Origin of the sequence: Falsigemmobacter intermedius (genome assembly GCF_004054105.1) — a bacterium.
Taxonomy (GTDB): domain Bacteria; phylum Pseudomonadota; class Alphaproteobacteria; order Rhodobacterales; family Rhodobacteraceae; genus Wagnerdoeblera; species Wagnerdoeblera intermedia.
Genome location: NZ_SBLC01000001.1, coordinates 91,593 through 107,436 on the forward strand (window position 1 = coordinate 91,593; position 15,844 = coordinate 107,436).

7 protein-coding genes are annotated in these 15,844 nt (G+C 66.4%); all 7 read right to left on the reverse strand.

Annotated elements, in window-relative coordinates; genetic code table 11:
• Positions 1-8: 8 nt before the first annotated feature.
• Positions 9-842 carry a glycosyltransferase family 2 protein gene (locus tag EP867_RS00425; RefSeq protein WP_128486243.1) on the reverse strand — a complete coding sequence of 278 codons (834 nt, stop codon included), beginning with the start codon at positions 840-842 and terminating at the stop codon, positions 9-11.
• A 40-nt stretch (positions 843-882) separates the two neighbouring features.
• Positions 883-1,854, reverse strand: coding sequence for a hypothetical protein (locus EP867_RS00430; protein WP_128486244.1), 972 nt, complete (start codon positions 1,852-1,854; stop codon positions 883-885).
• Entirely contained in the window at positions 1,836-2,537 is a 702-nt protein-coding gene (locus EP867_RS00435) for a 4'-phosphopantetheinyl transferase family protein (RefSeq protein WP_128486245.1), read from the reverse strand. Before EP867_RS00435 ends, EP867_RS00430 begins: the two co-directional genes overlap by 19 nt.
• A complete protein-coding gene (locus tag EP867_RS00440) occupies positions 2,534-7,069 on the reverse strand; it encodes a MupA/Atu3671 family FMN-dependent luciferase-like monooxygenase (RefSeq protein ID WP_128486246.1) in 4,536 nt (1,511 codons plus the stop codon). Before EP867_RS00440 ends, EP867_RS00435 begins: the two co-directional genes overlap by 4 nt.
• A complete protein-coding gene (locus EP867_RS00445; RefSeq protein WP_128486247.1) occupies positions 7,070-8,017 on the reverse strand; it encodes a glycosyltransferase family 2 protein in 948 nt (315 codons plus the stop codon).
• On the reverse strand, positions 8,014-14,310 hold the full coding sequence (locus EP867_RS00450; RefSeq protein WP_241656772.1) for a type I polyketide synthase: 6,297 nt from the start codon (positions 14,308-14,310) through the stop codon (positions 8,014-8,016). Before EP867_RS00450 ends, EP867_RS00445 begins: the two co-directional genes overlap by 4 nt.
• Positions 14,311-14,403: 93 nt before the next feature.
• Positions 14,404-15,786: a hypothetical protein gene (locus EP867_RS00455; protein ID WP_128486249.1), complete on the reverse strand. Its 1,383-nt coding sequence runs from the start codon at positions 15,784-15,786 to the stop codon at positions 14,404-14,406.
• Positions 15,787-15,844: the final 58 nt, after the last annotated feature.

Genomic DNA, 15,844 nt, shown 5'->3' on the forward strand with positions numbered 1-15,844 from the left:
CAGTGGGCCTAACGCCCCCGGGTCCAGCCCTGCTCGGCCCTGCCAAAGCGCACAACCAGCGCCACCAGGGCATAGGCCGCGAACCCAAACGGGTCGCGCAGCGCCAGACGGGCCAGTTCACCGGCTCCGGGTTTGCGGTGATCGTTATTGGCGATCAGCTGCGGATAAAGCTGCTCCAGCTCAGCAACGCCCTGGTTTTGCCGCCGCCGCACCCGGACCAGGCGCGAAAACCCCTCAGCCAGCGGCCAGGAATAGCTGTGCGGCACCGAAAGCCGTTCCTGCGGCGCGAAAGACAGCCGCACGAATGTGTCATCCGAGATGATCTGCGGAAAGGCACCCCAGCGGGCACGCCCCGCCGCATTCACCGCGAAAAGCCCATAGCCCGGCGCGGTACCGGCGCGGTTAAAGGGAAGCTGCTGCCAGAACCGCCCATAAGCCCGTGAGAGGGCTGAAGCGGCCCGTGGCAGCACCGCCTGCCCGCTGCCCCAGGCCGCGCCCTCACGCGCCGCCAGCGCCGCGCTCAGCGCAGCCATCAGCGGCGGCGAGACGCAGACATCGGCATCCAGATAGGCCCGGACCTCCCCGCCGGCGACCGCATCGCCTGCCGTCAGCGCGGCGGGCTTGCCGCCTTCTGCCCTCTCAAGCACGAGGAAGCCCCAACCCGCCGCCGCAGCGGCCGGCGCAAAGCTGCGGGCCACTTCGGCGGTGGCATCGCGGCAGCCATTGGCCACGACGATCACCTCCGCCCCGCCCTCCACGGCCTCGGAGGCGAAGAGCGCGGAAAGGCAGGCCCCGATATATCCGGCCTCATTGCTGGCGGGCAAAATAACCGAAAGTTTCATCCCTGCCCCTCCATGGCCCGGCCTGCAGCAGGCGGGTGTTTCACAACCTCACCCCGGTGCCGGGCTCTGCCGCGATCACGGCACGCACCCTTTCTGCAAGGGCGGATGCCGCCTCCGGCGCAAGGCTGAAGCTGCGGCCATCCGGGCGCAGCAGATCGACAGGCAGAGGCTCGGGGAGTTTGTGGTAAAGCACCACATAATGCGTCAGCGCCACCAGCCAGGCGCCGAGATCGCTCAGATGAACAGGATCCGGCACCCCTTCGGGTGAGACCGAAAAGAAGGCCTGCCGCCGGGGGACGCCGGGGATCTGCCCCGCCTCAGCGGCCAGAGCCGCCGCAACAAGAACCGCCCCTGCCGGGATCAGATGCACCGGGCCTGAGCCTGCGGCATGGGCGCGGCGCAGAAATTCAGTGATCCAGAACTGCTGCAGATCGGCGGTGGTCTGCGCTTCCCAGCCGCCCGGCGTGTCGAGGTTGCGCCAGGACTGATAGAGAAAGACCCGGATATCAGGCCGCCCGGCCCGCGCCGCTTTGGCCCATTCGGCGATGTAATTCGGCGTCGCATGCCAGCGCAGGCTGTCTTCGACCGAAGACATCTCGGTCAGCACGAGTGCGTCATAATCCCCCGAGGCCAGGGCCTCGCGCGCGGGGCGGAAACGGGGATGGGCATTCTCGGCCTCATAGCCATTGATGGTCAGCCCCTCCTCCCAATGCTCGCGCAAAGAGGTGCCCCAGCCAAGCTGGCTTTCATAGCCATGCCCCGCCATCTGCGCGAGGAAGGCAGGCATTTCCCGCCCGACCAGCGAATGGCCGATGTGATAGACCCGCATCGGCCCACCGGGCGGCGGGAGAGGGCGGGTGAAATCGGCCAAAAACACCGCCTCATCCGCCAGAGGCGGCAGCGCGGGCAGCGGCAGCTTTCCGGATCTCCGCCGCCAGAGCGCATAGCCGCCCCCTGCGCCTGCCAATCCCAGCAGGGCAAGCCCTGCACCGATCACGCTGCGCCGCTGCATGGACAGCCCTCCTGCGTCAGAGCGGGAAGCAGCGCTCCCGCGAAGAGAAACTCCCCGGAGGTGCTGAAGCGACCGCCGAAGGTGAAGCCCTGCGGCAGCGGCCCTGCGGCACGCAAAAGCCGCAGGCGAAATTCACCGGGCCCTCCCGGCTCAAACTCGGCCTCCTGAAAGCCTAAAAGGCTGCGGCTGAGGGGGTATTGCGCCTTATAACCCGCCTCTTTGGCCACAAAGACCAGCCGCGCAGCCAGGCCCGGGCGGGGCTGACGCGCCGCCCAGAGACGCTCTGCCCTGGTCAGGATGGCGGGGATCACCTCCGGCGGCAGATCCTCGGCGGGTTCGAGATCAATGCCCGGACTGGCCGCGCCCTGCCGCATGACCACGGCCAGCGCCAGCCCCCCGGTATGGGTCAGCGAGCCGCAAAGCCCCTCCGGCCAGATCGGCGCACGATCCGCGCCCCGCGGCACAGCTTGGGGCGGCAGTCCAAGATCAGCCATGGCGGCCCGGGCGGCCATGCGCCCGGCGATGAATTCCACCTCACGCTGCGGCACCACCCGCCCCGGCGTCCCCGCCGTCTCGCCGGGACAGAGTGCACCGCCCTCAGCGGCCTCAGCCAGGCCAAACCCCGCCTCAACCCCTGGGAAAAGCCCGCGCAAAGCGGCGAGGGCCGCCGTCTTCCGGCTCATGCAGAGGATCCCCGGCTGGCCCGAAGGGCGCGGCGCGCCAGCATGGCATCAAGGCGGCTGTTGCCGGTCTGCGCCGCAGGCGCAGTGGCAGTGGCGGCGGCTGCGGGGGCGGTGGCCGGGGCGGCGCCCAGGTGATCGGCCAGGGCCTTCAGCGTGGGGAAGCGGAAGATATCGGTGATCGAAAGCTTCGTCGTGCACAGCGCCGCGCGGATTTCGCGATGGGCCTGGACCGCCAGCAGCGAATGCCCGCCCAGCGCGAAGAAATTGTCCTGCGCACTGACCTGCGGCACGTTCAGCACCTTCTGCCAGACCGAAGCGATCACCCCCTGGACCCCGGCTTCCGGCGCTTCAAAAGCCTCAACCCGCAGGGCAGCCGCCCGGGGCGCGGGCAGCGCTTTGCGGTCAACCTTGCGGTTCGGCGTCAGCGGGAAAGCCGCCAGCTTCACGATCTGCCCCGGCACCATATGGGCGGGAAGCTGCTTTGCTGCCTCAGAGAGCAGCGTCTCAGGCACCAGCCAGCTGTCGGCGGTGACATAGGCCACAAGCCGCAGATCCCCCGGCACATCCTCGCGCGCCAGAACCACGGCCTGCCGCACACCGGGGGCTGCCTCCAGCACGGCCTCAATCTCGCCAAGTTCAATCCGGTAGCCACGCAGCTTCACCTGGAAATCAGCGCGGCCAAGGAAATCAAGCTTGCCATCCGCCCGCCAGCGCACCAGATCGCCGGTGCGGTAGATGCGGCCCGCCGCGCGGAAGGGATCGGGCTTAAAGCGCTCTTCGGTCAGATCAGGGCGCTGCCAATAGCCCCGGGCCACACCGTCGCCGCCGATCCACAACTCTCCCGCCACACCAATGGCGCAGGGCTCCATCTCATCGGTCAGCACATAGACCTGGGTATTGGCAATCGGCGTACCGATGTTCACCACCCCCTCATCCCCTGAGGCTTCCTCTGTGGTGGACCAGATCGTCGTCTCGGTCGGGCCATACATATTGAGGATGCGCCCTACCCCCGCCTGCCGCAGATCGCGCACCAGCGCTCCGGGCAGGGCCTCACCGCCGATCATCATCAGCGAGAGCCAGCCCAGCGCGGCGCGGCTTTGCTCATTCATGGCGATCATCCGCGCCATGGAGGGGGTGCATTGCAGATGCGTCACCCCATGGCGGCGGATCTGCGCGGCGATGGAGTAATCCCCCGCCTGCGGGCCGGAGGCTGCGCCGGCGGCACGCGCCACCACCGAGGCCAGCGGCCGAAGCCCCTCCAGCACCACCTCAGGGGCGATGCCGTAATCGATCAGGCAGGCAATCTCGGTGACGCCAATGGCCTGAACCTCTGCCACGCGTGCGAGCGCCTGCTCCACCGTGCCGAAAAGACCGGAGTCCGCGAAATAGCGCTCAAAGGCGAAGTCGAGGATCGCCTCCATCTCGTCTTCCCCCAGATCGCGCAGATCTAGCGCGCCCGGATCCGTCACCCCTGCGGGCTTTTTGAAGGCCGGGAAAGCCCAGGCATATTGTTTGATGAGCCCGGCGGCTGAGCGCAGGTAGTCCTTCATCGGCTCCCGCGCGATGCGACGCGCCTCATCGGTGCTGCCCGCAAGGAAGGTGTGCAGCATCAGGGTGACCTTATGGTCCTTCGGGTCGCGGCCACTCTCGCGCAGGGCCTGATGATAAATGGCGATCTTGTCGCGCACCTCTGCCAGTGTCTGTCCCAGAAGATGGGTCAGCACATGGGCACCAATGCGCCCGGCCTCCCGCCAGCTCTCAGCATTGCCTGCCGTGGTGACCCAGACCGGCAGCTCCTTCTGCACCGGGCGCGGCTGGGTGATGGCCGGCAGCATCTCTCCGCTTTGCTGCGGGAAGGAGACGGCCTCACCCCGCCAGAGGCGGCGCACGGTCTCAATGCTGTCAAAGAGCGCCTTACGGTTGGCGGGGGGCGTATTTTCGGGCCGCAGCACAAAGTCTTCCGGCTGCCAGCCCGAGGCCATGGCGATCCCTGCCCGGCCATTGGTGAGATTGTCGATCACCGCCCATTCCTCGGCGATCCGCGCCGGATGATGCAGCGGCGCCACGCAGGAGCCTGCCCGAACGGCAATGTTCTTTGTCACCGCTGCCACTGCAGCCCCTGTCACCGAAGGGTTCGGATAGGGGCCGCCGAAGGCATGGAAATGCCGCTCGGGTGTCCAGACGGCGGTAAAGCCATGCTGATCGGCAAAGCGCGCGCCATCGAGCAGCAGCTGATATTTCGCAGGGCCTGCGCCGTCATCATTGCCCCAGTAGTAGAGGCTGAATTCCATCCCGCCCCCGAGGGCAGGCAGGGCACTGCTGTCCCCGGCCACAAGGCTGCGCTCTTCCTCACCCATCACAACCAGGCGGAAGCCGCGAGACAGGGTCCAGAACAGTTCAAGAACAGAGATATCAAAGGAAAGCGAGGTGACTGCCAGCCAGGTGCCCGGCGTGGTGCCGATCCGCGCATCCATCCCGGCAAAGAAATTCGCCACATTGCGATGCGTCAGCATCACCCCCTTGGGCCGGCCCGTCGAGCCGGAGGTATAGATCAGATAGGCCAGATCCTCCGGCCCGGCGCCGCCTTCCGGGTTGGTCTCAGGCGCCTCGGGCAGATCTTCGACGACCAGAACCTCAGCGCCCTTCGGCAGCACGCTCAGGCTTGCGCGGTCCGTGACCACCAGGGCCGCGCCGCTGTCCTCCAGAAACAGCGCCAGACGGTCCGCCGGATAGGAGGGGTCCATCGGCACATAGGCCCCGCCCGCCTTCAGAATGCCCAGCGCACCCGCCACCAGCCAGGGGGAGCGGCGCAGCGACAGCCCGACCAATGCGCCAGGCCCGACACCCCGCCCCCGCAGCAGATGCGCCAGACGGTTCGCCATTGCGTTCAGCGCCGCATAGCTCAGGCTTTGATCTTCATGGATCAGCGCCACGGCATCGGGGGTGCGCGCCACCTGGGCCTCAAAGCCCTGCGCCATGGTCAGCGCGTCATAAGCGGTTGCCGTGTCGTTCCAGGCCGTCAGCACCAGATCGCGTTCCGCACCGGCCAGCCCGGGGATCGCACCGATCCGTGCAGGCTCTGCCGCCAGCGCCGCGCCCAGCGCCCCCAGGCGATCGGCCAGAAGCTGCGCCATTGCGGGATCGAGCCGCGCGGCGTCAAAATGGAACTGCCCCGGCGCAAGCGTAATGACACTGCCCTCCACCGGCCCCCCCTGCGACAGCGCCACCTGTGGCATGAGCACAGCCCCGACACCCGGCGTCCGCAGAGCGAGATCCGCAGCGAAGCCCGCCCCCTGGCGCGCCCGCGCCACAGCCGCCGCCTGCGCGGCCTGATGGCTTTGCCCATCGCTGTCAGCCGGCGCGGTCAGACGCAGGGGAGCCCAGGGGATCACATAGCCCCCGGCCGTCACTATGTCCGTGTGAGCGAGCGCAAGATCCGCCACCTCTGCCCCCGCCATGCGGCAGGCCCAGAGCGCGATGGCCCCCTCTGTCAGCGCGGGCAACGGCAGGCTTTGCCAGCGCGGGGCCGCGACGGGCGGCGTCTGCGTCACCTCAAGCGGCGCAAAGCGGCGCAAAAGCGCGCGGATGCGCCCCTCTGAGGGGGTGACGGCCGCCAGGGCCGCCGTGATCTCTGCCGCCTCCGCGGGGCTGAGCGAGGGCAGAATCTCTCCGCTGCGCAGGGTCTCAGCCGGGCGGAAAGCCTCACCCTGCAGATTACGCAGACCGCCCAGCCTCAAAGCCGTGTCCCCCGCGCAGGCCAGAGTGAGCGTGGTCTGATCGAGCGCCAGAACCTCACCCGCTGCGCCCCGGCCACTGACCTCTTCAGCGCTGCCGACGACCAGGATCTGACCCGCAGCGACAATCTTGGGCAAGGCCAGGGGGTTGGTATAGCTGCCGTGATCGAGCGCCCGCACCAGCCGCGCAAGCTCTGCGGCGGGGCGCGTGAAATCGAGCCGCGCGGCCGCAGCGGGGCGGTCGTCGCGGGCATGATAGCTGCGCTGCGAGAAATCCTGCGCCACAGGCTGCAAAGCATCGGCGCTGATCTGCGCGACAAGATCGCCAAAGCTTTCAAGCGCCGCCTGAAAAGCGCGGGTGTTCAGCGTCAGGGCCGTGTCATCGGGCGCAATGTCAAAGCTGCGCGACAGCAGGATGCGGCCTTCATCGATACCGCCCTCAATGAAATGCCAGGTGATGCCGTGACGGCTCTCCCCCTCCAGCAGCGCCCAGACCGGGGCGTTCAGCCCCGCATGGCGCGGCAGGGGGCCGTCGTGAAAGTTGATCGCCCCGCGCCGCGCTGCGGCCAGGAAGTCCGGCGGCACCAGCGAGAGATTGGCAATCGAAAAAAGCCAGTCATATCCCCCCTCGGGCACCGGCGCACCGGGGGCGAGAACCGCAACGCCCTCCTGCGAGAGCCGGTCGCGCAGAGCCGCATTGCGGGTGACGACCGCCGCCACCTGATGCCCCGCCGCACGCCAGAGCGAAACGCATTCCGCCACCAGCGACTCGTTACCAATAAACAATGCCTTAAACATTCAGCCCCCCTTACCCCGGCTCAGCATATGCCGCGCGAGGTCTTTCAGGAAATGGGGCGGATCCCCCACCGCCCCGCCGTTGATCCGGCAGCGCAGCCGGTGCAGCGCGCCGCCCGCAAGATGCGCAAGCGTGGCCAGCACCGCGCCGCCGCGCCCGTGATGTTTGGAAAAATAATGCCAGCGGCTGTCGAACCAATAACCCGGCGTGCGCGCCCAGCGCTTCATGCCCGTGCTTTCTGAGCCGATGTGCACCACGGGGGCGTTGCGCAGATAATCCAGCCCCCAGCCCGCCTGCGCCGCACGGCGGCAAAGGTCCGTCTCTTCGAAGTAAAGAAAGAAGGTCTCATCAAAGAGGCCGATCTGATCGAGCATGGCCTGCCGCATCATCAGACTGCAACCCGCGCTCCAGTCCGCCGGTGTGACGGGCGCATCCGGGATCGGCAGCGGCACCACATGGCGGCGCAGAAGCCGCGTGATCGGGCCGGTGCGGGCCGCGCCCTCAAATTCTGAGGCGATCGAGGGAAAGCGAAACAGCGTCTGATGCGGCACGCCGTCTGCGCCCCCCACATAGCCGCCTGCCATGCCAAGGCGCGGGCTGGCTTCTAGATGATCGCGCAGCAGCCTGATGGTCTCAGGCGCGGGAAAGGCGTCTGAATTCAGAAGATAAACGTAATCAGGCACCTCGCCGCCCGGCAATCCCGCGCGGATCCCGACGTTGTTTCCGGCCCCGAATCCGCCATTTCGCCCGGCCTGGATCACCCGCACCCGGTCCCAGCCCTGCGCCTCAACCGCGGCGCGGATCTGCTCTTCTGAGCCATCGCCGCTGTCATTATCGACGACAGTGATCGCGCCGCCCACACCTTCCATCGCGGCCAGTGCCGTTTCAACGGCTTTCAGCGTCATCTCCGGCGTGCGCCAGTTCAGAATGACGGTGAGAACCCGGCTCATGCTCCGCCTCCGGCCAGATCCCGCAGCCGGCGGCGCAGACCCGCGGCCAGCACCCGGACATTGGGCTCGAGCACCATGCTGTCGTGATCCCCCGGCACCTCGATGATCTCGAGCCCCGGCGCAAAGGGCGTCCAGAGGTTGTCGGGATAGATGTAGTGCCGGGTATGGGCGATCATCCGCCCGCCCACCTGCCACATCGGATCCGGCGCAGGCCGATAAAGGAGCACCGGCCCCTCGCGGCGCTCCACCCGGTAGCGCGGCAGCGCGGCGCGGAAGGCCGCCTCAATCGCGCGGTTCTGATGCTGGCCTTCGCTCTCCCCGCCCCCCTCGCGGGCAAGCTGGTCACGATAGGCAGCCTTCTCGGCCTGCCACTCGCGCAGATAGCCAATCCCGCCTCGCATCAGCCCCTGAAGGCGTGCCCGCAGAGCGTCCCCCCTGGTGACCTGGGGCGCCAGAGGCTGCGGCGTGTCCAGCAGAACAACACCGGCCACCACCTCTCCAGCAGCCTCAAGCTGGCGGGCCATTTCCCAGGCGATCAGACCGCCCCCGGAAAAACCGCCCAGAAGCCAGGGCCCGCCGGGATGCACCTCACGCATCTCTGCCAGATAATCCCTGGCGGCTTCGGTGAAATCGTCATGGGGTTTCGCATCACCGAAAAGCCCCCGCGCCTGCAGCCCGTAGAAGGGACGGTCTTTGCCGATCAGCTGCGCCATATGGCGCAGGTTCAGCACATTGCCAAACATCCCCGCCACCACAAAGAGCGGCTGCTGATCCATCGGCGCAGAGCCGGGATGCATGGGAACCAGATGGGTCCGCCGCACCACCTGCTGCGCCACCGCAGAAGGAGCCGCGCCCTCTTCCTGCGGGCCGGTCTGTGCTTCGATCAGGGCTGCACAGGCCGCGATGGTCGGGGCCTCAAAAAGGACCGACATCGGCAGATCGACCGACCAGATCCGCCGGATCTGCGCAAAGAGCCGCACCGCGATCAGCGAATGGCCACCCAGATCAAAGAAACTGTCCTCAACCCCGACTTCGGCCACCCCCAGAAGCTCACTCCACAGGGCGGCCAGCTCTTTCTCAACCGCGCTGCGCGGGGCGATGTAATCGCTGTCGAGTTCAGGCCGCGCAAAGCCGGTCTCAGCAACCGGGGCGGGGGCCGCCTCGAAATCCGCCGCGCGGATCAGATCCGGCAGGGGCACAGGGCTGACATAGACCGGGCTTTCCGCGACCGCGAGGGCGCGCAGGAAAGCCTCTCCCCCCTCTGAGGCGCGGATCCCAAGCGCCAGCGCCTCGCGCAGACGCTCCTGCCCCGGACCACTTTGTCGGGCCTCTGAAAGGGGCTCAAGACTGCGGGGATCGGGGGCAGGAAAGCTGAGGCCGTGATCAAGGCGGCGGATCTCAAACCCCGTCACCTCATAAAGCACCCGCCCCTCCGGGTCGGTCAGCGTCACATCAAACCGCACCGAGCCGCTTTCCGCATGCCCGGTCTGCGAGAGCCGCACATGGCTGAAGATCCGCGCCGGAAGCGCTGCCGCGACCCGCACTTCGTGATAGCTGACCGGCACCCAAAGGTGATCGGGCCGGTAGCCGGGGATCAGATCCATCGCCCAGCCGGTCGCCAGATCCAGCAGCGCCGGATGCGCGAGATGCCCGACCGCAAGATCGCTGACAAAGGCCTGGGGCAGTTCCAGTTCAGCCAGCCCCTCCCTGCCCGCGATCGCCTGCGCGCGCAGCACACGCCAGCGCGGGCCGAAATTCAGATGCGCCTCCTGCGGGCTGCGCAACCCTTCTCCCGTGATTGCTGCGCCGCAGCGAAGACGCAGCGCAGCCAGATCGACCGTCGCGGAGGCAGGGGCCGTCAGTGCGACCTCCCCCTCACTGTGGCTCTGCCAGCCGGAGGTGCCCCCCGCCTGAACTTTGGACTGCAGCGTGAAGCGCCAGCCCTGCGGCGCGGGGCGCAGCACCAGTCGGATATCGCGGCTGTCGCTCACCGCCAGCGGGCTGAGGAAGCTGATGTCCCGCAGGATATAACCACCCGCATGGCCGCTGGCGCGCAGCGCAGAGGCCAGGAGATCAAAAGTCCCGGTCCCCGGCAGGAGCGCCTCACCCGCCCGGGTGCGGTGCCCATCCAGCCACCAGTCGCTGATCCGCCAGTGACCGCTGAAGATCAGCCGCCCATCCGCCTCGCGCCGCAGGGCGGACAGCATGGGAAGGCTGTCAAGGGGCTGGTCTGAGCCGGTTTCACCAGCCGCCGCAGCGGCCATGCCGGTATCGGCCCAGATCCCCCAGTTCACGGCCAGAACCCGGCGCGGCCCGGGTGGCTGCGTCTGAGACCAGGCATTCAGGAAGGCATTGGCCGCCACATAATCAACCTGCCCCGCCGCCCCGATCACCGTCGAGGTTGAGGCGAAAACAACAATCAGGCAGGGCTCGCTCGCCGGGAAAACCGCATCGAGCACCCGCGTGCCCTGGATTTTCGGCGAAAACACCTGGTCGATCGCCGTTTCGCTGCGCGACAGGATCGGCCCGTCATCCACCGCCCCGGCGGCATGGATCACCAGATCGACCGGACCAAAAGCCGCGCTGAGCGCGGCCTTCGCGGCCTGCATGTCCTGAAGATTGCTCACCTCACCCGCCAGGGGCAGCACCTCTGCCCCCGCCGCCTGAAGCGCGCGGATCTGGCGGATGCGCTGCGCATCGGCCCCCGCCGGACTGCGGGAGAGAATGCCCTCCCACTCCGAGGGCGGCGGCAGGTGGTGGCGGGACAAAAGCCCGATCTTCGCCTTCGCGCCAGAGGCAAGCTCTGCCGCGAGCGTCTGACCAATGCCGCCAAAGCCGCCGGTGATCAGAACCACCGTGCCCTCTTTCAACGGCTCAGCCGGGGGCAGAGGCAGGGCGCGCAGGCCGGCCCCATAGCGGCGGCCAGCCCGCAGCGCCGCCTGACCCGACAGCGGCGCAGACAGTGCCTCTTCGAGAAGAAGATCCTCATTTTCAAGGGGAAGCGTGACATCCAGCTGCGCACAACTGACGCCGGGAAGCTCACGCGGCAGGACCTGCAACACGCCGTCAATCGCCGCCTTTTGCGGGAAGGAAATCCCCTCACCCGCAACTGACGCTGCCCCCGTGGTGAAGACTGTCATCTGTAAAGGCCCGGAGTGTCCGGCCTCGATCAGACTTTGCGACAGCCAGAACAGCGACCAGAAGCCCTGCTCCATATGCTGCTGAAAGAGATCCGATCCGGGCCGGGGACCACTGCCGCCATCCAGCAGCCAGCCATGCAGGATACGTGCGGGCATCCGGCCACGCGCGCTCAAATCACCGATCAGCAGATCATAGCCTTCGCGGCCCAGTTCGGCCGCAAGGGTCACCTTATCCGTGCCAAATCCCGAAGGCCGGTCGCCGGCACGGACGGTCACAACGCGCTGTCCGGCGCTGCGCAGACGATCCGCCAGCCGGGCCAGAACGCCACCGGCATCGGTAAAGATCAGCCAGTCCTGCGGCGCCATGCCGGAAAGCTCTGCTGCGAGGGGTCCGCCCGTCTCACGCGGTCGCCAGATCTTTTGCCAGCCCCAGTCCGCCGCATCATCGCTGCGGCGCAGCATGGGTGCAGCATTCTGCGGTGCAGCAATTTTACCAGGTTCGATAAAATAGCGGCTGCGCTGGAAAGGATATCCCGGCAGAGAGAGACGCCGACGCGATTGCCCGCCCCAAAGCGGAGCCCAGTCAAGAGAGAGACCAAGTCCGCTCAGACGCCCGAACATGGTGACAAAATGCAGATCATCGCCCAAAACCTGGTCAGGGTGGCGCAGAGAAGAAACCACCCGCTCAGAGGCCACACCATTGGCCTGAGCCAGGGAAGACAGGGCCTTACCGGGACCGACCTCAAGGAAAATCCGCGGCTCAGAACTCAGCCAGGACAGCCCGGCTGCAAATTGCACGGTGCCACGCAGGTGCATGACCCAATAATCGGGATCCGTCGCCTCTGCGGCGGTCAGCGGCCTTCCGCTGCGGTTCGAAATGATGGTTTTCTGCGGTGCAGCAAGATTTATGCTGCGCAGAAAATCACCAAAGGGCTTCAGGATCGGCTCGAGCATCCGCGAGTGAGCGGCGATGTCGATCGGCACGCGCTGGCTGTCGATGCCCCGGGCTGACAGACGCTGCGCCAGGGCCTCAAGCTCTGCATCGGGACCGGAGACCACGCAAAGCCCGGGCGCATTGACCGAAGCCAGATCCAGACTGTCCCCCAGCTCGCGGCGCAGATCCGCCTCAGACAGCGGCACCGAAAGCATGCCCCCCCTGGGGATGCTGTCGAAGAGCTCACCCCGCAGGCGCACCAGGCGCAGGCAATCCTCAAAGGACATCACCCCTGCCAGGGCCGCTGCGGTGTTTTCGCCCATCGAATGGCCGATCAGATAATCCGGCTCAACACCCCAGCTCATCCAAAGCTGCGCCAGGGCATATTCGACCATCATGATCAGCGGCAACTGCTGCGAGGGGCGCTGCGTCAGGCTGGCGGCGGCAGCGGCCTCTTCTCCGGGCGCAGGAAGCCAGAGACGGCGCAGCCCGGCCCCGGTTTCCTCACCAAGGACGGCAAATCCGCGCTCCATCCACTCCCGAAAGACCGGCTCGGTCTCATAAAGATCGCGGGCCATGTGGATATATTGTGCCCCGCCGCCTGGGAACATGAAGACCACTTCGGGCGGGGTTGCTGCGCGGCTTTGGGTAAAGACGCGGTAACGATCGCCCTTCTCCAGCAGTTCCGCAGCCTCAAGGGCGGTTTCGGCGACCAGCACGCGGTTGTGCTCAAAGGGCTTGCGGCCCTCCTTCAGAGTGAAGGCCACATCGGCGAGATTGACCCCGGGACTTTCCCGCAGATGCGCGGCCAGCCGCGCCGAGGCCGCATCAAGCGCCTTTTTCGAACGGGCCGAGAGGGTGAGCAGCTGAAAGGGCCAGTCCGACTGCTCAGAGGGTGCCCGCTCAGGGGGTTCTTCGACGATGACATGGGCATTGGTGCCACCCACGCCCAGCGAGTTCACCCCGGCCCGGCGCGGGGCCCCGAGGCGCGGAAACTCTGACAGCCGGTCATTGACTGAGAAGGGCGAGCCCTCAAAGGCGATGGCGGGGTTGGGCGCCTCATAGCCAAGGCTCGGCGGGATCTGCCCCTCGCGCACCGCGAGGCTGGCTTTGATCAGGCTGGCCACCCCGGCGGCGGTATCCAGATGGCCGATATTGGTCTTTACAGAACCAATTTTCGCGAAATTCTCACGGTCGGTGCCGGCGCGAAACGCCTCGGTCAGCGCGGCCACTTCGATCGGATCGCCCAGCCAGGTGCCGGTGCCATGGCATTCGACATAGCCGATGGTCTCAGGGGGAACCCCCGCCATCTGATGGGCTTCGCGGATCGCGGCCGCCTGTCCGTCAACCGAAGGCGCCAGATAGCCCGCCTTGGCAGCACCGTCATTGTTCACTGCCGTGCCGCGGATCACCGCATGAATCTGATCGCCATCCGCAATGGCATCGCGCAGCCGCCGCAGCACCACACAGCCCGCGCCTGAGCCGAAAATCGTCCCCTGGGCGCGATGGTCAAAGGCATGACAGTGCCCGTCCGGCGACAGGATCTCCCCCTCCTGGTAGAGATAGCCGCGCCGATGGGGCAGCTCAATCGTGACCCCCCCGGCGAGGGCCATGTCACTCTCTCCGCTCAGCAGACTTTGCACCGCCAGATGCACCGCCACCAGCGAGGTGGAACAGGCGGTCTGCACCGTGATTGAGGGGCCTTTCAGATCAAAGATATGGCTGACGCGGGTGGGCAGAAAGTCCTTATCATTGCCGGTATGGCGCAGCAGGAACATGCCGGTGTTCTGCACCAGATCCGGGTTGGAGCAGATGTTGCAATAGAAATAGCTCCCCATGCCGCAACCGGCGAAAACCCCGGTCGGCCCGGCAAAGCTGCCCGGCGGATGGCCGGCATCTTCCAGCGCCTCCCAGGCCACTTCCAGAAACTGGCGATGCTGCGGATCCATGATGGCGGCTTCTTTGGGCGAAAGGCCAAAGAACTCCGCATCAAAATCTTCAAAACCATCAAGCACCACGGCGGCGGGCACGTAATTGCTGCGCCGCATGCGCGCAGGGTCTTCCCCGGCCTGAGCCAGTTCCTCCGGGCTCAGGCGGCGGATCGATTCAATACCGGCGCAAAGGTTCTTCCAATAGGCGCCGATGTCCTGCGCCCCCGGCAGATGGGCCGCCATACCGATAATGGCAATGTCACCTTCCGGATACTCGTTCAAATCCACAGCCGTATCTTTCAAATCAGACCGGGCCCGGACCCGGCAAAGCCTAATACTGTTGCACTCAAAGCGATGCCGCCCCGGCACAGAGGCAGCACATCAGATGAGAGTACGCTTTTCGCGCTGGAAGGGATCCCGAATTTTCTGACTCTCCTCTTCTGACGCGGGAACACCTGCCCAGAGCGCACCGGCGATCAGCCAGGTCAGGGTGGTCAGCGTGGCATTGGGCAGCAGGTCAAATATATTCACCGCAAGGATCAGCGCCAATGCCGTGAATACCGGCCAGGCGTCAGTCGTCTTTCGCAAAGCCGCCCGCAGAACCGGCAGCGCCAGCAGACCAAATTCCGCCAGAAACCCCGGCCAGCCGAACATGCCCAGCATGATGATCCAGCGCCCGTCGGTCACGGATTCCACCCGGCCATCCCAGACGCTGAAGGTCATATTGCGGCCATAGCCCCCCCATCCGGTCAGCGGCTGCAACCCCGCGCGGTCCAGCAGGATCGTCTCATTCACCAGCCGGAACTCCAGCGAGAGCGCACGCTCGGGCTCAATGCGGGCGGCGGTCTCGATCAGCCAGTCTGCCGGAAAGGCCGCTGACGAGCGGAAGACCGGATAGCAGAGCGCCACAACCACCAGCACCAGCGCGATGCGCAACTGCATCCGCGGCGACAAAAGCCAGATCGCCGGAAAGAGAAGCGCCGAAAAGATCAGGACGCCCAGCGACTTACACAGGATCAGCACGATCATCAGCCAAAGGGTGCAGCCCATCAGAAAGGGCCGCTCGCGATCAGAGGCATGGCGGGTCAGCGCCAGTGCCGCCCAGAGCGCCGAGGCCGCGAACAGGGCCACCCAAAGGCCGTGGGGCATAAAGACGATGGGGCGGAACCCGCCCTGGCGCATCATCTGCCCGAAGTCATGCTGGAAAAAGCCGTAAATCCAGGTGTTCAGCTGCGGGCTGAGCACCACCTCAACCAGCATGAGCAGCGAATAGACGAGGCCCGCCACCATCAGCGCCTGGAGCAGCGCGGTAAGATCCTCACGCTTGGTCAGAAGCTGCCGCGCCAGCCCCAGAAGCATCAGCGCGTAGAACTGCTCAAATATCATCGAGGGCAGATCGGGGTAGCTCATCCCCGGAATGGGCTCAAAGCGGCCGCGCGGCACCGGCTCGGAATTGGCAAAGACCGTGACCACCGGCCAGAACAGATAGAGCAGTGCGAGAAGACGCCCCGTCAGATCTTTGGGAATTAGCCCCGCCCGCACCCCGGTGACACCCCAGGCCGCCAGCCAGCAGGACAGAACCGTCAACGTGTTTTTGTCAAAGGGTGGCAGAACCGGCGGGTCGAAATTGGCAACGGGCGGCAGCCACATATAGCCCGAAAGCACCGCCCAGATCAGCGCCCGCCCCGGCGGCAGCTTTTGAAACAGCGTCCAGACGACCAGCGGCCAGAGCAACAGAACGATATAGGCAAACAGATTGGGCATGCAGGTCTCTGGCGCGATGGCGGCCCTCAGACTAGCACGGCCACGCCATCTCACAACG